A 20096-nucleotide genomic window follows, 5' to 3' on the forward strand; every position below is an offset into this window, starting at 1 on the left:
CCCCCTCAAAAAAGTGGAACACATGAGCAAAAAAATCGTCCTCGCATACTCCGGCGGTCTCGACACCTCCGTCCTTCTCTCCTGGATCAAGGAAACCTATGACGCTGAAGTCATCGCCTTCTGCGCCAACGTCGGGCAGGACGACGAACTGAAAGGCCTGAACGCCAAGGCCAAGAAAACCGGGGCCTCGAAGATCTACATCGACGACCTGCAGGAGGAATTTGCCTCCGACTTCATCTACCCGATGATCCAGGCCGGAGCCATCTATGAAGGCGAATACTTTCTGGGCACGAGCATTGCGCGCCCGCTGATCGCCAAGCGCATGGTGGAGATTGCCAAGGCTGAGAAGGCCGGGTTCATCGCCCACGGTGCCACCGGCAAGGGCAATGACCAGGTGCGCTTTGAGCTGACCGCCGCCGCTTTGGCGCCGGAGATTGAGATCATCGCCCCCTGGCGCGACGAGCGCTTCCGCACCCAGTTCCCCGGCCGTGCGGAGATGATCGCCTACTGCGAGGAGAAGAAGATCCCGGTGCAGGCCAGCGCGAAGAAGCCTTTCTCCATGGACCGCAACCTCCTGCACATCAGCTACGAAGCGGGCATCCTGGAAGACCCCTGGTTTGACGCCAGCGATCCGAAGTACAAAGGCTACTTCAACACGCTGTCCGTCTTCCCTGAAGACGCGCCGGACAAGGCGGAGACGGTGATCCTGGAATTTGAGAAGGGCAACTGTATCGCCGTGAACGGCAAGCTGCTCTCCCCGCTGGGCGTGATGAAGATGCTCAACAAGCTGGGCGGCAAGCACGGCGTGGGCCGTGTGGACATGGTGGAAAACCGCTTTGTGGGCATGAAGAGCCGCGGCGTGTATGAAACCCCCGGCGGCAGCATTCTGCACTTTGCGCACCGCCAGATCGAAAGCCTGACGATGGACCGCGAGGTGATGCACCTGCGCGACAGCCTGATTCCGAAGTATGCCACGCTGGTGTACAACGGCTTCTGGTACGCCCCAGAACGCCTCGCGCTGCAGGCCCTCGTCACCGAGAGCCAGAAGAAGGTCAGCGGCACGGTGCGTGTGAAACTCTACAAGGGCAACATCATCCCCGCAGGCCGCAAGAGCATCTTCAGCCTGTACAACCCGCAGATCGCCACGATGGAAGCCGACCCGACGAAGGCCTACAACCAGGACGACGCGACCGGCTTCATCCGACTGAACGGCCTGCGCCTGAAGACGGGTGCGATCCGGGATCGGAAGAAGTAAGACGCTCCAACGAGCCGATCATGTTTTCAACGCCGCAGGGGAGACTCTGCGGCGTTGTTCGTTTTGCTGGGGAGGTTGGAAATTCATTGATACGCACACAGCCCCGCCTTGAATTTGTTTCGTACCACCAATACCTATATCCTGCCTAGGTATTCCCGCCTTACCGTACCAAACACCGATGTCATCCCAGAACGAAGCCACAGCACCCAGCAGCGAATTCGGAGACCTCTGCCGGTCTCACGATTGCGGCTTAGCCCAATCTGCCTTTTTTCATCTTTTAGGAGCCGGAATGATTGCCGGGGGCATCTTTTTTTGGGTGAACATGTCAGTTCGAAGTTTTAATGACGCCATATTCCCGCTGTTATTTATCCTTGGGGGTCTGCTCACCATTCTGGCAGGCTGGCGCAATTCGAAAATACGTTTGGATCTGTACGAAAACGGGATGACGTTTACGGGGTCCGGCAGCCAGTGGAAATGCCGGTATGATCAGATTTCAGAGTTGTATATCCACTCCCAGTCTGCGAATGGCGGGAAAATGCCCGTTGGAATTCAGGTGGTCTTGAAAAACGGCCAAAGCTTTACTGCAAAAGCCATCACCAAAGTTCGGGAGGCGGCAGGCTTCATCCAAGCCAAAAGATGACATTGTGAAGTTTGCGAACAAAACAACCGCGAATTTACAGTGCCACAAAACAGAGGCTCAAGGAAAGCCGGACTGCGGGAAGCGATAGTGCGGCTCTTTTGAAAAGGGTTCGAGCGGTCATCGTCGTGGCAGTGTGGATTCGAGGGTATTTTGTCGTGTTGAATACGATTGCAGAATCCAGCGGAAGGTTGGCTTCGATTCAAGATTGGCCCGCTGGAAAGCGGGGCTCAACAAGTCCCCTTCCCCGCTCACTCAACTTTTACCCAATCCAAGGAGTCCTACCCATGCGTGTGATGGTGTTCGTCAAAAACAACGATGTGAGCGACAAAGACTTTGTGCCGACGCCGGAGGTGCTGGAATCGATGAAGGCGATGGGGATGTTCAATGATGAGTTGCGCGCGGCTGGCATTCTCATCGACTGCGACGGGCTGAAGCCTTCTGCGCATGGCAAGCGGGTGGCGTTTGATGGTGAGAGCCGCACGGTCATCGACGGGCCGTTTCCGCATTCGCGGGAGTTGGTGGCGGGCTTCTGGCTGTGGGAGGTGAAGGACATGGAGGAGGCGGTGGCCTGGGTGAAGCGCTGCCCGAATCCCATGCCGCAGGCGAGCGAGATCGAAATCCGGCCGATATACGAAATGGATGATCTGCGATGAGGGACGGGCCGTGAGCAGAAAGGCAGCACTCCCCCGCCCCGCCTTCTCACCACAGCATGAAGCCCGTCTCGCCGGCGATACGGACGCGGGAGTTAAACAGCACAACCAGCGCACCAAGGCCGTAGGTAAGATTGGAAAAACCCAGCCACAGAGGGATGGCCGAGTGCGGCAGGAGCGCAGTGCGTGACGGAATGATGTCGGGATAGATGCGATTGAGGAAAAGGAGACCAACAGCCGTCCCGGCGAGAAACACCAGAGACAGCAGCCAGCGGCAGCACCTGCTCTGGTTCATGAATCCATACATGGCCGCCAGACTGGCGGCATACCATACCAAGGAGCCTGCAAACCAGATGAACAGCTCGTGAAACAAGAACAACGCGATCACCGCCGCGCCCCAGATCATGTGCGTCCACATGATCTTGCGCGTGAATTCGATTTCTCCACGGTTCTTTGCCCCGCGATTGCGCTGTACATCAAGCATGCGGTGTCATTGGGAGGATGCGGAGCTTTCGTCCATATTGTCTTTGATGAGGATGCCGGTTTTCTGAGCAAAGGCCAGCCACGGACTGCCTTTAGGAAGGCTACGTCCGCAATCCAAGCAGAGATTGGAAGTGACCAGCACATTCTTCACCTCGCCCTCGCTCCAGGCGGCGGCCGTGGAGAGGCCTGAGAAGGTGTTTCCGCTGAGCACGAGGCCATTTGCGCCGGCCTCCAGTTTCACGCCGGTGCCGATGTCGATGGCCATGGGCTCCTTGCCTGCATCCGGGCGTTTGTTTTTGCCGGCCCCGATGAAGGAGTTGGTGAAGGTGTTGCCGGAAACGGTGTTGCGCTCAGAGTCGGCGGAGACACGCACTGAAAACTGGTGCACGAGGACGAAAGTGTTGGCGCTGAGGGTGCAGCCGCAGGCGTCCCGCAGGTCAATGCCGCCCTGGAGGTGATGCGCAATGACATTGGCGCTCAGCGTGATGCCATAGCAGTCGCGGTCGAGGATGATGGCGGTGCCATTGCACTCCTCGATCATGTTGCCGCTGACGACGGAACCGTAGGTGTTCTCGATGATGATGCCGTTGCCGAGGTGATCGTCGATGTTGTTTCCGTTCATGCAGAGGTTGAAGGCATCCATGCAGCGGAGGGCGTCCTGATTTTCTTCGAAGTGGCAGGCGTTTACGACGATGTCGTGACCGCCGTGGATTTCGATGCCGCTCTTCTTGTTGTAGGTGAGAATGCAGTCCGCGACGCGCGGATCTTCCGTGCAGTCCACCATGTGGATGCCGTGACCCCCATGGTGGTCGATGGAGACGCCTTCGAAATAGATCTCCTGAATGCCTTCGGCAAAGACGCCGTCTCCGCTCCGGGGAGTGCCGCTGATGCGCAGATCGGCCATCTGCACACGCCAAAGCTGGGCCTTGGCATCGGTGTCGCGAGTTGGCGGCCGTAGAATGAAAGCAGCTTCTCCCTGCGTGTTTTCATTCACGATGTGCGTGGCGGCGCCGCTGCCCACGATCCGGGTCTCCGCCGTCCTTACCCGCAAAGGCTGCGTGATCACGTAACGCCCGGGTGGGATGGACACAAGTCCTCCGCCCTCCGGGACCGCATCGAGCGCCGCCTGCAGGTTTGGATGCTTGCCTGCATCCACACTTGCGACGGGCGGAAGAGTCTGAGCCTGCAGGACGAATGCGGAAGTCAGAAGGAGGGATAAGAGTGTTTTCACCCTAGACAAACGCTGCGGATTAAGACTTTCCTCGCATGGAGCTTGCAAATTCTCATTTTATCTGGTGGCAAAGGCGAAACATCCTAAGTGCGATTCAAGAAAAAATCTGATGCGCCATACATCCAAATAGTTTCTGCATTTCGATAGACGGCAGCCAAAAGCTCAAAGTAGGTTTCCGATTATGAAGAACGCGCTCACTCTCATCGCCACCCTTGGCCTTCCCTGTTTCCTCCACGGCCAGATGGCAGGAGATGTGGAACCAGCGCCGCTCACTCCAACGCTGAGCCCCGCCCAGATGGCTCCAGACCTGAGTCCTGCGCATTTCGGCGCCCTTACGTTTTATTTTGAGAACGATGCCTTTGCCGGGACGGACCGGGATTATACCAACGGAGCGCGCATCAGCTGGACCTCGCCGAGCCTGAACAAGTTCAGCGACGATCCCGCCGCAGGAAATGTGGCGGGCTATTTTGATGATGCGCCGTTCATGGGAAACAGCGGCTACACGCGGAACGTGGCTGTGTTCATTGGTCAAAGCCTCTTCACGCCCAACAACACCAAGGCTTCCACGCTGGTGCCAAATGAACGCCCCTACGCCGGCTGGCTCTACGGAGGGCTGGGCCTCGTGTGGAAGACTCCGCGGGTGAAGAACACCTTTGTGCTGAACATCGGCGTGGTGGGACCGTGGGCACTGGGGGAGGAGACCCAGATGGCCGTGCACCACGCCCTCGGCCAGCGCTCGCCGCAGGGCTGGAGCAATCAGCTCCGCAACGAGGTCGGCATCAATGCCTCCTATGAGCGCAAGTGGCGCTTCCGCAGCAATCACGACGTTGCGGGCCTGGCCTGCGACTTCCTCCCCTATGCCGGGGCCACGGTGGGGAATGTGTATACGCTGGCGGACATAGGCAGCGAGTTGCGATTCGGCTACAATCTGCCGGATGACTTTGGCACCAGCGGCATCAGCGATGCGGCCACCACGCCTACGCCGGTGGAAGGCATGGGCGCGCGGACCTGGATGCACCGCTTTGGCGTGCACATGTTTGCCCGTGCGGAAGGACGCGCCGTGGCCCGCAACATCTTCCTGGACGGCAACACCTTCCGCAGCAGCCACTCCGTGGACAAGAACGTCTTTGTCGCGGATCTCTCGCTGGGCATGGCCATGAACTGGCGGAACTCCAAGCTCAGCTACGCCTTCATCTACCGCACCCGTGAGTACAAAGGGCAGCCCGAAGGGCAGCTCTTTGGCTCGGTGATGCTAAGCATCTTTTTCTGATCCGTTATCGGCCCAAGGCTCGCAGTGCCTGGTTTGCTGGTCCATGGTGCATGAGATGCCGCGATGCTCAACCGGACGGCGACATGGCTCGTTTTGCGGTCCGCATGCACTGCCTTGCTTTTTCCCGCACTTTCCGCCTGCAAAAGACCTTCGGCACGCCACGTTTGGATTTTCCCCACCATGATCAAACGCCTCACGCTCCTGTTTGCCGCAGCCTTGACACTCTCCGCCTCGGCGGAGCCGAAGAAGCTGCTCGTCGTCACCGTCACCACCGGCTTCCGCCATTCCTCCATTGAGACGGCGGAGAAAGTGCTCGCGGAGCTCGGTCAGAAATCCGGTGCCTTCACCGTGGATTACGTCCATCAGCCCGAAGGCCAGCCGAAGAATCCCGGCAAGGCGCCTGAGCGTGGCCCGAAGGACACGGACGAGTCCTTCAAGGCGAAGACCGAGGCCTACAGCATCGCCAACGCCAAGTTCAACGAGGACAACAAAGCTTGGGGCGAAAAGATCAAGGCCTACATGGCTGAGAAGATGGCGCTGGACAAGATCAAAGGCTACGACGGCTTCGTGTTTGCCAACACCACCGGCGATCTCCTGCTGCCTGACCGTGAGGGCTTCATCAAGCTGATCGAAGGCGGCAAGGCCTTCATCGCGATGCACTCGGGTTCGGACACCTATCATCCTTTCCGCGGTTACATCGACATGCTGGGGGGAGAGTTTGAAACGCACAAGTCGCAGGTGGAGATCCAGCCGGTCATCCATGACCCCGCGCACCCGATCACCAAGACCGTGCCCATGGGCTGGAAAGTCTTTGACGAGATTTACATCATTAAGAGCTTCAACAAAGCCAAGGTGCATGGTCTGCTGGGCCTGAACACCCACCCGAACCTGGAGCAGATGAGGGCTGAAGCAGCGCAGCGGAAGGAAAAGAAGGTCGAAGACCCGAAGAAGGATCAGGACCTGAAAGATGTGGAGGCACAAAAGGGGCGCTACTACCCTGTCTCCTGGTGCAAGCAACTCGGCTCGGGCCGTGTCTATTACAACTCACTCGGCCACCGCGAAGACGTGTGGGACCCCACCTGGAAGGCCGACACCAAGGAGCGCAAGAACAGCCCCGAGATTGCCGAAACCTATCAGGAGATGATCCTGGCTGGCATCAAGTGGGCGCTGAAACTAGAGGAAGGCGTGTCCACTCCGGGGAATATTCCGTGAGTTCGAAATCAGCTTTGTAATTCGAAGGGCGCTGTGGTGACACAGCGCCTTTTTTTCTGGCGCTGCTACAGCCCCGAAGGCGGCAGTCCGCCCGCTGGCGGCGGTCCGCCCGGCATCGGTCCCGGCGCACCGGGTGGCAGGGGCGGTGGCACAGATCCAGAAGGTGAAACATATCCAGGATGTGGAAGGGGAACGCCCGTCAACATGTTGTAGCAACCACCTCTGCCAAGGGTAGAAGCTTCCTGATCTTGGAGGGCCATTCCCACCAGGGTGCCAGCATCGAAGGCGATGGAACCAGCGGCAACGGCGCTCATTGATATCAACGCGGCCTTCAGCAGTTTCCTTTTGAGAGGATGACCTTCCGGCAACGCCGTCACATCAATCGGCTCGCCATTCAGATATTGGAAGTAGGTCACGCAGGGGCTTTCTTCGGTACTCGCCAGCAGCTTGCGGCGCTCCTCCGAATTCATCATCGAGAGATTATGCACGTTCTTCTGGCACACGTCGCAGAAGCGCGTCTTCTCATCTCCCTGCATCTGCGCCCAGAGTTTGGGGCAGGAAAAGGAGAGGGCTGGAAAGTCAGCGGTGGCGCTCATGCGGGAGGGAAACCCTGTTTCCCACTGACTATAACCTAAACCAACGCGAACTGCACGCGTGTATAATCCAGCACCTCGGGACAGCCGGGCTCGAAGGGATGCGGACGGGCGGCGGTGATGGCGACGACATCGCAGCCTGCGCGGCGGCCGGCCTCGATGCCAGCGGGGGCGTCTTCGAAGACGAGGCATTGGTCCGGGGTGGTGCCGAGGAGGCGGGCGGCTTTTTGGTAGCCTTCGGGGTCGGGCTTGCCGTAGGCGACCATTTCGGCGGTGACCATGACGGACGGCACTGGCAAACCGGCAGCGGCAAGACGACGGAGGGCCAGTTCCCTGCCCGCCGAGGTGACCAGCGCCCAGCGGTCGCTGGGAAGGCGTGAGATGAGCTCCTTCGCACCGGCGATGGCAACGATGCCCTCGACATCGGCGATTTCCATGGCTTCGACCTTCCGACTTTCTTCCTCCACATCCGCGCCGGGGATGGCGAAGGCGCGGACGGTATCGATGGTGCGGCGGCCATGGGACACGGCCATGATGGGCGCGGAGTCATGCCCATGCGAAGCAGCCCAGTGCCGCCAGACCCGATCCACCACGGCACGCGAGTCGAGCAGGGTGCCGTCCATGTCGAAGAGGACGGCTTGATAGGGGCGTGGGAGGTGGAGGATTGGGGGCGTGGGGGAGGACATTGGGGTGAAGTTTGGCGCGGCGGAAAGTCGCGTTCGGGATTGCCGCGCTGAACGGGCAGCCTTGGATTGCGGGCATTTCGACACGAAGGGCCCGTAGCTTCAATGAAGCGCTGGAGGAGAAGCTTTCCAGAACGAGCTAAAGCTCTAGACTACTTTACAAGCCTGAAACGGCTGCGGCGGCGGCGACTTCGGCGCGTTTGTCTTTGCTGAAGCGGATGTCTTCAGCGCGCTCAATGAAGATGGTGTCTTCGCAGATGTTTTTGGCGTGGTCGCCGACGCGTTCGAGGAAGCGGGCCACGAAGATGAGGTGTATGTAGCCTTCGAGCTCGGCGTGCTTGGATTCCATCACAGAGATGATTTCGCGGTCGAGCGCTTTTTCAGCGGCATCCAGCTCCTTGTCCAGAAGGCGGGCGGCGGCGGCGGCATCGGGGTCGGCATTGAGGAAGGCCTGGAGGCTGATGTCGAGATTGCGGTCGCACAGCGAATAGACGGGCTGGATGAGCTTGATCTCGGGGAACTCGGGGAGGTTGTTGATGATGCGGGCGCGCTTGGCAATGCTGGAGGCCTGGTCGGCGATGCGCTCCAGGTTGTTGGCCACACGAATGGTGCCCATGACCTGGCGCAGGTCGTGGGCGGTGGGCTGAAACTTCACGAGGATCTGCATGCCGATCTTGTCCACGTTCTTTTCGAGTTCGTTCACATCCTGGTCTGCGGCGATGGCGGCATTGCAGAGGTCGGTATCGCGCTCCAGCAGGCCGCGCATGGCGCTGGCGAGGTTCTTGCGCGCCATGCTGGCCATGGCGAGAACGTCGTCACGCAGCTTGTCGAGCGAGTGATTGAAACTGGAGAGGATGTGATCTTGCATGGCTTAGGATGAACTAATGTAACGGTTTTGCTACATGGGAATTGGGGAAGATTCCGCCGGCAGCGGCTCTTCTTCGCCCTCGGCCGCCGCGCCTTTGGGGTCGCGATTGGTGCGCTGGCAGAAGTCGAGGTAGCCGAGGATCTCAAAGGTGCCGTCGAGATGCTCCACAAGGGCGGTCATGGACTCGACCCAGTCGCCGGAATTGAGGTAGTGGGTGGAGCCGACCATCTTGTTGTCCGCTTTATGAATGTGGCCGCAGATGATGCCGATGCAGCCGCGCTGTTTGGCGAGGTTTTGCAGCTGCTCCTCATACTTGCCCACGGCGCCGATGGTGGACTTGACCTTCTGCTTGACCCAGGCGCTGAAGGAGAAGGGCTCCTTCCCACGCAGGCGGCGGTAGCCATTGTAAAAGCGGTTGATGCGCAGGAGGAAATTATAGCCGAGGCCGCCGAGCTGGGCCAGCCAGGCGTGATTGGTGCTGACGGCATCAAAGCCATCGCCATGCACCACGAGGTAGTCGCCTTTGGGCGTGTGGTGGATGTGCTCGTCGGTGATGATGAAGTGCTCGAACTGGATGGGGATGAAGCGGTCCAGCACATCATCATGATTACCTCGCAGGTAGATGATGTCGGTGTTTTCCTTCTCCATCTTGCGCAGGACGGTGCGGATGAAGTTGGTGTGGCCCTTGTTCCAGCCGCCCATGCGGCGGAGGTGCCAGGCGTCGATGATGTCGCCATTGAGCACGAGCTTTTCGCAGAGGCAGTTGCGCAGGAAGTGGGAGGCCTGCGCGGCCTTGCTGTCCGGCATGCCGAGATGAACGTCGGAGACAAAGATGGTCTTGAAGCGCAGCTTTGACTTGCCGGTGGCGGGATTCAGAACTGGGGCGTCGTCATTCATCGCTTCAATCAATCATGCGGTGCATCACTGATGCCAGTTCATGCTCAAACTGCTCGATCACCCGCTCCCAGCCGAGGTCAAAGGCGGACTGGCGGGCGGCGAAGCGCAGTTCGTCATTGCGCCATTCTGCGGCGGCCACGCGGGTCTGCGTGAGGAATGCCGCCTCTTCATTGAAGGGGGCCAGCCAGCCGTTCTGCCCCGAGCGAATGAGCAGGCGCGGCGCGGCGTAATCATAAGCCACCACGCCCAGGCCGGCGGACATGGCCTCCAGCACCACATTGCCAAAAGTTTCCGTGATGCTGGGAAAGAGAAACACATCGCCCGAGGCATAGTGCGCTGCGAGGTCCAGGCCCGTGCGGGCGCCCGCGTAATGAAAATCCGGGCGCTCCTGCTGAAGGGACTCCAGGCGGGGGCCATTGCCCACGATGACCATGCGTGCAGCCGGCTGGACTTTTTTAAATTCATCAAAGGCACGCACCACCAGCTCCAGATTTTTTTCCGCGGCCACGCGCCCCACATAGAGGGCCACGGGGGTGTCTTTGTCCGCACCCCAGGCCTGGCGCAGGGCGGGATCCCGCCGCTTGGGGTCAAAGAGTTCGGTGTCCACACCGCGACCTAGGACACCGACGTTTTGGATGCCCCAGCGCTCCAGCATGGCGGCGGTGTCCACGGAGGGAGTCAGGGTTCGTGCGGTCTGGTTATGGATGGCCCGCAGGACGCCCTGGGCCACGGTCTCCATGCCGGGGAGGTGGTAGTCTTCGAGGTAATTTTGGAAATTGGTGTGGAAGCCGGAGACCACGGGGATCTGGCGCTTGCTGGCCGCACGGATGGCGGAGATGCCCATGAGGGTCTCCGTGGCGACGTAGAGGGCGTCCGGCTTGTAACTGTCCAGGATCTCCAGCATCTGGCGGGTGGAGGCAAAGCCAAAGCGAAGACCGGGGTAGCCGGGGAGCGGCATGGAGTGCATGACGTGGCGCTTCAGGCCGTCATCCCCCTCCACGGTCGTCACCACCTGAACTGTATGGCCACGACGCGTCAGCCCTGCGCCGAGGGTATGGAGCGTCCTCGCCACGCCATTGATGTCTGGCGGGTAGGTGTCCGTGACGATGAGAACTCTCATTATGGGAGACATTTAACGAAAGCTGGATGAAGCGCATCCACGAAAGCAGACCAACTTTGACTCCGTGACGAATCCGTCACGCTTCACATCTGGGAAGCGAGCAAGTCAGTTGCGATGTGTCAGCTTCGTTGCCATCATCGGTTTGCCGCTGGTGCACAACACCCCAAAGCCATTCCCCATGAGCAAAATACTAATCGTCGAGGATGAATCGGACATCGCGGAACTCATTTCCATGCACCTCAGCCGTGAGGGGCATGAGTCCATCTGTGTGAGCAACGGCCTGCAGGTGATGCCGACGGCGCTGGCCCAGCAGCCGGAGCTGATCGTGCTGGACCTGATGCTGCCCGGCCTGGACGGGATGCAGATCTTCAAACGCCTGCGCGCGGACACCCGCACGGCCACCATTCCGATTATCATCCTCACCGCCAAGGGGCAGGTGACAGACAAGATCGCCGGCCTGGAACTGGGGGCGGACGACTACCTGACCAAGCCCTTCAGCCCGCGCGAGCTGTACCTGCGCATCAGCGCCGTGCTGCGCCGGGTGAAAAAGGTGACTCACGTCTCGGAGATCCAGCGCGGGCGCTTCATGCTGGACCGCAAAAACCTGAAGCTGTTTCTGGATGGCACGGCGCTGGACCTGACCACCATCGAGTTCAAACTGCTGACCACCCTGATGGAAAACGACACCGCCGTGCACAGCCGCGCCGACCTGCTGCGGGATGTGTGGGGCTACAACAGCGACGTGGCCACCCGGACGCTGGACACGCATATCAAACGCCTGCGTGAAAAACTGGGTGCAGCCGGCGATCATATCGTCACCATTCGCGGCACCGGTTTCCAGTTCCAGACGGAGCTCTCCGCCGCCTCCCAGCCTGCATGACCTCCTTTTCTTTCCTCCTCGCCCTGCTGCTGGCCGCGTGCCTCATTGCCTGGGCGCGACGCGAGAAGTACTGGACCAAACGCTGGGAGGGCGCGGCCAAATCTCTCGGCATGAAGGCGCGGGATGCCGACCAACTGCCGGTGCAGGCGGCCGCCATGGTGCAGGCCCGCCTGCATGCTGAACAGCAGGCGGAGCAGCGCCGGGTGTTTGAGGCTCTGCTGGACGAGATCAGCCAGGGGCTGGTGCTGGTGGATGCGAACCTGCGCATCCGCTACGCCAACGGGCCGCTGAAGAAGCTGCTGCACCGCCACGAGATCCACAGCGGGCGCTCCCTCATGGAAGAAGTGCGCGACCACCAGATTTCCGACCTGGTGCAGGAAGCCCTGAGCAAAAAAAGCCACGCCACCCGGCGCATTCAGATGCTGCCGTCGGATGTGGGTGCCGGGGCCAATCTGGGGGGGCGCTACTTCATCGCCGAAGCCGCGCCGCTGGCCGCCGACGTGGGCGGAGGGGCCTGGCTCATGATTCAGGACGTGACGGAAGCCGCCATGACGGAGCAGATCCGCCGGGACTTCGTGGCCAATGCCTCGCACGAGCTGCGCACACCGCTCACGCTGATCAACGGCTACATTGAAATGCTGCAGGAGGACGCCGGCAAGGCCTCCCCCACGGTCAAGCGCAGCCTGGATGTGATGGAGAAACATGGCAAACGCATCGCCCGCATCATTGAGGACATGCTCGCCATTTCACGACTGGAAGACGCCAGCAGCACACTGAACAAGGAGCCGTTCAATGTGCTGGACTGCGCCAGGGACGCGGCTGACCGGCTGGCGCCGATGCTGGAGGGCCGAGATGCACGCATCGAATTTCATTTTCCCAAGGAAGGGGGCGAACTGGTGGGCGACCGGTTTTACTGGGACCAGATCTTCAGCAATCTCATCGAGAACTCGCTCAAGGAGAACAGCAAGCCCGGCCTCGTCATCCGTGTGTCCGGGGAGTGGCAGGACAAAAGCTGCGTGATCAAGGTCAGCGACAACGGCATCGGCATTCCGGCTCACGACCTGCCCTTTGTCTTCAAACGCTTCTACCGCGGCAACAAGCACCACTCTTCCACGCAGGTGAAAGGCACCGGCCTGGGCCTTTCCATCGTCAGGCGCGCGGTGGAGGCCCATGGGGGCAAAGTGGAGCTGACGAGTTCCCCGGGGATCGAGACCACATTTACGATGCGGCTGCCTTTGCTGCATACCCAGGCTTGAGCGGAGGCGTAGAGTGTGGTTAGAACCCTCCCCCTGTGCAAGACCCTTTCGGCCATCGCATCTCCTACCTGCGCGTCTCCGTCACCGACCGGTGCAACGAACGCTGCCGGTACTGCATGCCCGAGGAGGAGCAGACGTGGTTCGCCAAAGAGGAGACGCTGAGCTATGAGGAACTGCTGCGCGTCGTCCGTGTCGGAGCCACTCTAGGAATTAAAAAGATTCGCGTCACGGGCGGAGAACCCCTCACCCGCCCCGGTGTGGCGGACTTCTGCGCCGAGCTTTCCAAGATCGCAGGCATCGACGAAATCGGCATCTCCACCAACGGCACGCTTTTGTCCAAGCTGGATGGCGGCAGCACTATCGCGGAACACCTGGTGAAAGCGGGTGTGCGCACGGTGAACATCTCGCTCGATTCGCTGGACCGGGCGACCTATCAGCGCACCACCAGCCGCGACCTGCTGCCGCGTGTGCTGGAGGGCATCGACGCCGCCAAGGCCGCCGGGTTTCAATCCATCAAGCTCAACTGCGTACTCATGAAGGGCCAGAGCGAGAACGAGTTGCCGGCCCTGATCCAATACGCGCACGAAAAAGATGCTCTGCTCCGCTTCATCGAACTCATGCCCGTGAGCACCCAGGAAGTGCTGAGCGAGGATAATTTTCTTCCCATCGCCACCGCCAAAAAACTCGTCGAGCAGACCACCGGCCCGCTCATCGAATCGCCCGATTTCAAAACCAACGGACCCGCCGTCTATCATCGCGTGCCCGCCACCGGCCAGAAGATCGGTTTCATTGGCGCGATGACGAACCTGCACTTCTGCGAGAACTGCAACAAACTCCGCCTCACCTGCGACGGCAAGCTGCGCCCCTGCCTGGGCAGCTACCTCGAGTTTGACCTCCGCAGCGTCATCCGCGCAGGTTGCACCGATGCCGAGCTTGCGGCGTTCTTCCAGAACGTGGTGGCGCGGAAGCCGAAGGAGCACGACTTCCGGCACAACTATCAGCCGAACCGTCGGATGATTGCGATTGGGGGGTGATTGAAGAGGGTGCGGCTTACTTGTAACCAGACTTCCAAGATTCTGATAACAGGCCTCCAATATTGCCCTCAATCAGCCGCTGCCACAACTCGAGCACTTGCTCTTTTCGGACTGGTTTCATATGCATTTCGCCACCTTTGGTAAGATGTTCAAAAACGAGCCTCCCATCACGATGCGCGGACATGCACCATCCCGTATCATCATGAATGACTGCTACGCTGCCATCCATTATACCAGACAGCTTCAATTCATCGTACAAAGCATCCAGACTTTGCACGGGCGGATCATCGTCGCCCGAGCCATCCATATGAGTTACACCAAACATGGCTTCGCTAATCCTTTCATCCTATTAATATGGCCCCTGATATTCGCTAGTATATAGGATTTTGATAAAGCACTAATCAGAGTGTCTGAGAACAAGAGAAACGGCACAATGCCTCCTCGCCACTACATTACTCCATTTTCTGCCCCATGCCCACCCTCACCCACCTCAATCGCAAAGGCGAAGCCTCCATGGTCGATGTTTCTGCCAAGCCACCGCTGCGGCGTGAAGCGGTGGCGGAAGGGCGCATTTTGCTTCAAGCTGCCACGCTGGATTTGATCCGTACCAATCAGGTGAAAAAGGGAGATGTGCTCAGCATCGCGCGCATCGCGGGGATCCAGGCGGCGAAGCAGACGCAGTATCTGATCCCGCTGTGCCATCAGATTCCGCTGAGCAAGGTGCAGGTGGATTTTGAAATTCGTGCCAAGGCGGTGCACATCACCGCGACGGCGATCACCGTAGCACCGACTGGGGTGGAGATGGAGGCGCTCACCGCGGTGAGCGTGGCCGCTTTGACGATCTATGACATGTGCAAGGCGGCTGACAAAAAGATGCGCATTGAGGGCATCAAACTGGTGAGCAAGACGAAGGGCTGAGGCCGGCGTGCTGCAGATTTCTGGTTGCCCTTGTCCTGCGCGGAGCCTATGACAAGGCATGGCGGAGCGCCCCCGGGCACTCCGTTTTCTTTATCCGCAGGGCGTGCAAACACACGCCGTGCAGCCGTTCGCAGATGCAGGGAAGGCCGTGAGAACCGGCCACAGTGGCGCTGCGGTATCGGGTCACAGACCTCCATTCATGTTCTTTTTGGACATGGAACACAGCCAATCGGGAGCAATCCTTGGTGAAGGCGGAGGCGAGGAGCGGAGGCGGTCATACGCCATCGCGCAAACCCGGAGTCCGAACATCTCGCTGCGAACACATCACCCGACCCGCCATGTGGCGGTGCGCGGGTGATTTCATCGAACCAATGAACAACGCAACGACATGTACCTCCAGAAAAACCTGGGTCGCCGCCATTGTGCCGCGATCTCGGCGGCACTCCTAGCCGCCATCCAAATCGGCGCGGCGCAAACGCCCGCCAAAACACAGAACAACGACGAGAAAAAGAACCCGTCGAAAGACATTCCGGAAGTCGTCATCACCGCGACGATGACGGAAACAGAAACCTGGCGCACCGCCAGCAGCGTCACGGTCATCGACCGCAAGAAGATCGAGGAAAACCAGTACCGCTTTGCCGTGGATGCGCTGCGCAATGTGCCCGGCGTGGGCATCGCCACGCTGGGAATTCCCGGCAACGTGGCCACGGTGATGACGCGCGGCACCACCACGAAGGACACCGCCGTGATGATCGACGGCAGGCCGATGCCCGCGAACCTCGCGGGTTCCTTCAACCTCGAAACCATGACGCTGGACAACGTGGAGCGCATCGAAGTGCTGCGCGGCCCCGCCGCCAGCCTCTACGGCGGGCGCACCATGGGTGGTGTCATCAACATCATCACCCGCAGCGGCAAAGGTTTGGAGAAGCCGAAGACCACGGCTTTTTTTGAAACCGGCAGCTACGGCACCTTCCGCGAAGGAGTGAGCTCCCTCGGAGCCATCGGCAATCTCGACTGGGGCCTTGAGGCCACCCAGACCGACATGCAGGGCCAGCGGGAAAACAGCCAGTTTCACCAGACCGCCATCGCGGGCAAAGTCGGCTACCAGTTTGCCGACAGCCTGCGCTTTGACCTCGACACACGGCACTACAATGCCAGCGTCGGCGTGCCGGGAAACATCTACACGGTGGATCCGGATGCGCGCCTGCTGACCGAGTTTTGGAGCATCTCGCCACGGCTGGTATGGAATACCACTGAGCGCTGGACGCAGTCGCTCACCTTTTCGCACAGCCAGTTCCGGCAGGTGGCCACGGGCATGGGCGGCTTCTTCAATCCGGACAACCGCACCAGCTCGCGCACGGACTTTTTGGAATACAAAAGCGTCGTAAACGTGATGGACCAGTGGACGATCACCGCCGGCGCGTGGTTTCAGGATCAGAAGATCAGCCGCTACAACGACACGGCGCAGATGCTGGACATCTCGCAGGCGCAGACAAACTACGCCTTCTTTGTCCAGTCCCAGGCGCAGCTTTTCAAAGGCTTCAACCTCATCAACGGCATCCGTTACGACAAGTACTCGGACTTCAGCAATGCCCTGACCTGGCGCAGCGGCGTCAGCTACCAGGTCCCGGTCATCAACACGGTGCTGCATGCGAACTACGGCACGGCCTACACGCCGCCCACGCCGCAGGATCTCACGCCTGTGTTCGGCGGGAATCCGAACCTGATCACGCCGGAGCGCAGCCGTGGCTATGAGTTTGGCATCACGCAGCCGCTGCTGCAGAACAAGCTCTCGCTGCGTGCCACCTACTTCCACAATGACCTGCGCAACACCTACCAGTACCTGCCGCCGTTCTTCATTCCGGTGGCCGTCGGCTCCGCCACCACCCAGGGCCTGGAAAGCGGGCTGGACTGGAACCCATGCGCGATGTTTGGCGTGAACCTGAGCTACACTTATCTGGGTGCGTATGACAACACCAACATGGCCCGCCTGGTGCGCCGCCCGCGCCATACCCTCTCCGGCGGCATCCGCTTTCAGCCGGTGCCGGATGTGACCTTCAACCTCAACGCCCTCTATGTGATCGACCGCGAGGATTTTGATCCCATCAGCTTCGCGCAGCGCGATGTGCAGGACTACCTCAACGTGCGCCTCTCCGCCAACTGGCGTGTGAACCGGCACCTGGACCTGTTTGCCCGCGTGGAAAACCTGCTCGGCCAGAAATACTCGGAGATCCCCGGCTTTCCTGTCATGGGAACCGGCGCGTATGCCGGGCTGCGTTTGCGCTTTTGATCCGCATGGCTAAGACTGGGGCGTGAGCAATCCTGCGCCACGCCCCGAATCCCCTGCCGCACTGCGCGAACGTTTCATCCGTCGCGTCAGTGCGGACAGTCCTTTCTACCGGCTGTTCGACCACCTGCCGGACCTGGCGTTTTTTGCCAAGGACAGCGACTTCCGTTTCATGTGCGCCAGCCGCCGCTTCATGGACCGCTTTGGCATCACCGAAGAAGCGGGCATCGTGGGCAAGAATGACTTTGATCTTTTCCCTGCCCGCCTGGCCGAGAACTTCCGGCGCGATGACGAACTGGTCATGAGCACCGGCAAGGCCCAGCTCAACATCGTCGAACTCTTCTTCACCGATCAGGGCCTGCCCGACTGGTTTGTCACCAACAAGCTGCCGCTGACCGATGCAAAAGGCCGAGTCATCGGCATCATGGGCACGGTGCAGAGCTTTGAGGGCAAGAAGCAGATGCTGCAGCCCTATCTGCAGATTGACCGTGCGCTCGCTTATATCCGCGAGCATTTCCGCACTGGCGTCTCCATCACGGAACTGGCGCAAATTGTGCATCTCTCACCGCGCCAGCTTCACCGCAAGTTCGTGGAAACCTTCGGCGCCAGCCCGCAGGCCTTCATCATGAAGCTGCGCATCCAGGCCGCCTGCGAATCCCTGCAGCGCGAAGGGGCGAACATCTCCGATGTGGCCCGCGATCTGGGCTTCTGCGATCAAAGCGCGCTGACCCACCACTTTCACCGCCACATGGGCATGACGCCGCTGCGGTATTTGCAGCAGTTCCGGCTGAGGAGGGTGTAGGAGGGAGATCATCTGCTCCCCTTTCGAGGCTGAGCGTGAGGGATCTGGATGATCCCTCTCCTATCTTGCAATTTCTGGTTGCTCACACCGCAAAGCCCTGTTACAGACTCCGCCCCACAACTTCCGCGCGGTTAGCTCAGCGGTAGAGCACTGCCTTCACACGGCAGGGGTCGCAGGTTCGAACCCTGCACCGCGCACCATCTTTTTAAGTTGTGGAGAGTTCCCGGGCCGGCAGAGATCGGCTGGTGCGATCAGTCACCACACATGACGGTGCCGCTCAAGTCCAGGCCTTCACACACCCCCATCAAGCAGTGACGCGATGGATTCAAGGCCTCCCTAAGACTGAACGATCCGCTCCCCTTCCCGCACCACCTTGGCGCGTTGCAGTAGAAGCTGACCTCCTTTGATGGTGAAAAACTCGAAGTGTGGATCGATCTGGTCGTCGTCGATTTCGCAGCGCAGTTCGCCCTCAGCCTCGCCGAGGGTCCGGGCCACTTCCATGAACAGAGTCAGAATCACTCGATCCCGCTCCCGCCCCATCCAGGAGAACTCCAAGGATTGGAGGGCCAGATCCACCTCGATGCCCGCTTCGGCAAACAATTCGTCCAGATGATCTGCCTGATCGCGGGAGAGGATTTTAAAGGTGAAGTAGCCGTCGTAAGTTCTGATCTCGCTCATGCACGGCATGCTTGGCAGCTTTTGTTCCGTGGAGCCACCGAAAAGGTATTGAACCGCAGTTGCCAAGGCGCCGCACCCATGGAGGCATCGAAAATCCAGGCGGCTCAGTGACACGACACAGGGCGCGAGATTCGGCTTGCCGCAGGCCCTTCGCTTTCTCATCATCAGCATTCCTTTTTTCCAGCATGAAGCCGCTCCTCATCTGCCTCCTCCTCGCCACATGGAGCGCCGCAGCCGCTGACAAAATGCCGGCGGATTTTCAGGCGCAGGCCCAAGAATCCGTCCAAGCCCTCGTCGATGCCGGCAAATATCCCGAAGCAGAGCAGGCCGCGCGCAAACTGGTGGTGGCAGGAGACAACCAATTCGGTCCGAACAGCGCGCCAGCACTGCGTGCCAAAATCATGCTGGCGGGCCTGTTCTTCGCCGAGAATAAACAGGCCGAGGCAGAGTCTCTGCTTCAGAGCCTGTCCACCATCCTCAAACCGATGCCGCGTGAGGAAGTACGCGACTTCCTCATCAGCCAGGGGCGCGACATCAGGACAAAAATGGAGCGTGGGAAGTTTGCGACGGCTGAACCCGAATTCCGCACCTTGATCGCTCTGGACGAGCAGGTGCTCGGTGGAGAGAATGATGACACCCTGCTAGCGCGCAGCGGTCGCGTGACCTGCCTCCTGGAGCTGGGAAAATATGCTGAGGCAGAGAAGGAGCAGCGCGCCGTCGTGGCCGTTCGTGAGCGCACCCTGGGTCCGGATGATCGTCAAACTCTGCAGGCACGCTGCAGTCTGGCCACGCTCCTCATTCATGCAGGCAACTTTGCGGAAGCAGAGGCGATCATCAGCGACGTGATTCCTGTGAGCGTCCGGCGTCTCGGCCCGGAGCACAGCACCACCCTCTATGCGCTGAGCATCTTTGCCTCCGTGCTGGTCTACAACGAGAAATTCGTCGAAGCCGAGCAGGTGAACCGCGGCCTCATCCCGCTGCAGACACGCATCTTCGGCCCTGAACACCTCAACACCCTGAGCAGCCGCAGCCAGCTGGCGAAAGCCTTGCTGGATCAGGGCAAGGCCGCGGAGGCTGAGCAGGAGCACCGCGCGGTGCTGGCCATTCGTGAGCGGGTGTATGGCGCCGGGCAGGCGGACACGCTGCAAAACTGCTACAATCTGGCACTGTGCCTGCAGGCGGAGAAAAAGACGGCGGAAGCCCTGGTGTATGCACAGCGGGCCTATGAGGGACGCTTGAAGCTTCTGGGCAAAGAACACCCCAACACCCTCAAGGCGGAAAAACTGGTGAAAAGCCTCGGCACTGCGGCCAAGGAATGACCGGGAGCCCGTGCATGCTG

At 60.0% G+C, this 20096-nt stretch carries 21 protein-coding genes, 1 tRNA gene and 1 riboswitch; of the genes, 13 read left to right on the forward strand and 9 right to left on the reverse strand.

The genetic code is table 11. The features are described from left to right. The first annotated feature begins 22 nt into the window (after positions 1-22). From ACILSO_RS08165 to ACILSO_RS08175, 3 genes are all read left to right on the forward strand, one after another. Entirely contained in the window at positions 23-1255 is a 1233-nt protein-coding gene (locus tag ACILSO_RS08165) for an argininosuccinate synthase (protein ID WP_395736891.1), read from the forward strand. A 178-nt stretch (positions 1256-1433) separates the two neighbouring features. Further along, positions 1434-1895, forward strand: coding sequence for a hypothetical protein (locus ACILSO_RS08170; RefSeq protein WP_395736892.1), 462 nt, complete (start codon positions 1434-1436; stop codon positions 1893-1895). Positions 1896-2179: 284 nt separating this feature from the next. Beyond that, positions 2180-2548, forward strand: coding sequence for a YciI family protein (locus tag ACILSO_RS08175; RefSeq protein WP_395736893.1), 369 nt, complete (start codon positions 2180-2182; stop codon positions 2546-2548). A gap of 46 nt (positions 2549-2594) precedes the next feature. Here the strand turns inward: ACILSO_RS08175 and ACILSO_RS08180 are convergent, their stop codons facing one another. Together ACILSO_RS08180 and ACILSO_RS08185 are read right to left on the reverse strand one after the other, a co-directional pair. Further along, on the reverse strand, positions 2595-3029 hold the full coding sequence (locus ACILSO_RS08180; RefSeq protein ID WP_395736894.1) for a hypothetical protein: 435 nt from the start codon (positions 3027-3029) through the stop codon (positions 2595-2597). 6 nt (positions 3030-3035) lie between these two features. Further along, positions 3036-4259, reverse strand: coding sequence for a right-handed parallel beta-helix repeat-containing protein (locus ACILSO_RS08185; protein ID WP_395736895.1), 1224 nt, complete (start codon positions 4257-4259; stop codon positions 3036-3038). Positions 4260-4440: 181 nt separating this feature from the next. On the opposite strand from ACILSO_RS08185, the gene ACILSO_RS08190 reads away from it, so the two are divergent. Both ACILSO_RS08190 and ACILSO_RS08195 read left to right on the forward strand, forming a co-directional pair. After that, a complete protein-coding gene (locus ACILSO_RS08190) occupies positions 4441-5529 on the forward strand; it encodes a lipid A deacylase LpxR family protein (protein WP_395736896.1) in 1089 nt (362 codons plus the stop codon). 180 nt (positions 5530-5709) lie between these two features. After that, positions 5710-6741 (forward strand): ThuA domain-containing protein, encoded by a 1032-nt coding sequence (locus tag ACILSO_RS08195; protein WP_395736897.1) that lies wholly within the window; start codon positions 5710-5712, stop codon positions 6739-6741. 65 nt (positions 6742-6806) lie between these two features. Here ACILSO_RS08195 and ACILSO_RS08200 read toward each other — a convergent pair whose 3' ends face one another. From ACILSO_RS08200 to ACILSO_RS08220, 5 genes are all read right to left on the reverse strand, one after another. Next, positions 6807-7337, reverse strand: coding sequence for a hypothetical protein (locus ACILSO_RS08200; protein ID WP_395736898.1), 531 nt, complete (start codon positions 7335-7337; stop codon positions 6807-6809). Positions 7338-7372: 35 nt separating this feature from the next. Next, the gene (locus ACILSO_RS08205) at positions 7373-8020 is read right to left on the reverse strand and encodes an HAD family hydrolase (protein ID WP_395736899.1); all 648 of its coding nucleotides are present in this window, start codon (positions 8018-8020) and stop codon (positions 7373-7375) included. 154 nt (positions 8021-8174) lie between these two features. Then, entirely contained in the window at positions 8175-8885 is a 711-nt protein-coding gene (gene phoU, locus ACILSO_RS08210) for a phosphate signaling complex protein PhoU (RefSeq protein ID WP_395736900.1), read from the reverse strand. A 30-nt stretch (positions 8886-8915) separates the two neighbouring features. Beyond that, a complete protein-coding gene (locus tag ACILSO_RS08215; protein ID WP_395736901.1) occupies positions 8916-9782 on the reverse strand; it encodes a UDP-2,3-diacylglucosamine diphosphatase in 867 nt (288 codons plus the stop codon). A gap of 4 nt (positions 9783-9786) precedes the next feature. Continuing rightward, positions 9787-10902, reverse strand: a complete 1116-nt coding sequence (locus ACILSO_RS08220; protein WP_395736902.1) for a glycosyltransferase family 4 protein — start codon at positions 10900-10902, stop codon at positions 9787-9789. Between the two features lie 178 nt (positions 10903-11080). Here ACILSO_RS08220 and ACILSO_RS08225 point away from each other — a divergent pair, with 178 nt between their 5' ends. Genes ACILSO_RS08225 through moaA form a run of 3 tightly spaced genes read left to right on the forward strand, consistent with a single transcriptional unit; the run spans position 11081 to position 14072 of the window. Then, a complete protein-coding gene (locus ACILSO_RS08225; RefSeq protein WP_395736903.1) occupies positions 11081-11782 on the forward strand; it encodes a response regulator in 702 nt (233 codons plus the stop codon). Next, positions 11779-13038 (forward strand): sensor histidine kinase, encoded by a 1260-nt coding sequence (locus ACILSO_RS08230; protein ID WP_395736904.1) that lies wholly within the window; start codon positions 11779-11781, stop codon positions 13036-13038. Before ACILSO_RS08225 ends, ACILSO_RS08230 begins: the two co-directional genes overlap by 4 nt. A 35-nt stretch (positions 13039-13073) precedes the next feature. Then, entirely contained in the window at positions 13074-14072 is a 999-nt protein-coding gene (gene moaA / locus ACILSO_RS08235; RefSeq protein ID WP_395736905.1) for a GTP 3',8-cyclase MoaA, read from the forward strand. Positions 14073-14088: 16 nt separating this feature from the next. Here the strand turns inward: moaA and ACILSO_RS08240 are convergent, their stop codons facing one another. Beyond that, entirely contained in the window at positions 14089-14397 is a 309-nt protein-coding gene (locus tag ACILSO_RS08240) for a hypothetical protein (protein WP_395736906.1), read from the reverse strand. A gap of 146 nt (positions 14398-14543) precedes the next feature. On the opposite strand from ACILSO_RS08240, the gene moaC reads away from it, so the two are divergent. From moaC to ACILSO_RS08260, 4 genes are all read left to right on the forward strand, one after another. After that, positions 14544-14990, forward strand: a complete 447-nt coding sequence (gene moaC / locus ACILSO_RS08245; protein ID WP_395736907.1) for a cyclic pyranopterin monophosphate synthase MoaC — start codon at positions 14544-14546, stop codon at positions 14988-14990. Positions 14991-15095: 105 nt separating this feature from the next. Then, positions 15096-15322: riboswitch (cobalamin riboswitch) on the forward strand. Positions 15323-15378: 56 nt separating this feature from the next. Continuing rightward, positions 15379-17280, forward strand: a complete 1902-nt coding sequence (locus tag ACILSO_RS08250) for a TonB-dependent receptor plug domain-containing protein (protein WP_395736908.1) — start codon at positions 15379-15381, stop codon at positions 17278-17280. Positions 17281-17302: 22 nt separating this feature from the next. Further along, the gene (locus ACILSO_RS08255; RefSeq protein WP_395736909.1) at positions 17303-18079 is read left to right on the forward strand and encodes a helix-turn-helix domain-containing protein; all 777 of its coding nucleotides are present in this window, start codon (positions 17303-17305) and stop codon (positions 18077-18079) included. Between the two features lie 125 nt (positions 18080-18204). Continuing rightward, a tRNA-Val gene (locus ACILSO_RS08260) sits at positions 18205-18279 on the forward strand. 136 nt (positions 18280-18415) lie between these two features. Here ACILSO_RS08260 and ACILSO_RS08265 read toward each other — a convergent pair. Continuing rightward, a complete protein-coding gene (locus ACILSO_RS08265; RefSeq protein WP_395736910.1) occupies positions 18416-18757 on the reverse strand; it encodes a hypothetical protein in 342 nt (113 codons plus the stop codon). 185 nt (positions 18758-18942) lie between these two features. Here ACILSO_RS08265 and ACILSO_RS08270 point away from each other — a divergent pair, with 185 nt between their 5' ends. Then, on the forward strand, positions 18943-20076 hold the full coding sequence (locus ACILSO_RS08270) for a tetratricopeptide repeat protein (RefSeq protein WP_395736911.1): 1134 nt from the start codon (positions 18943-18945) through the stop codon (positions 20074-20076). Positions 20077-20096: the final 20 nt, after the last annotated feature.

This window comes from Prosthecobacter sp. (genome assembly GCF_044226605.1).
Lineage (GTDB): Bacteria > Verrucomicrobiota > Verrucomicrobiia > Verrucomicrobiales > Verrucomicrobiaceae > Prosthecobacter.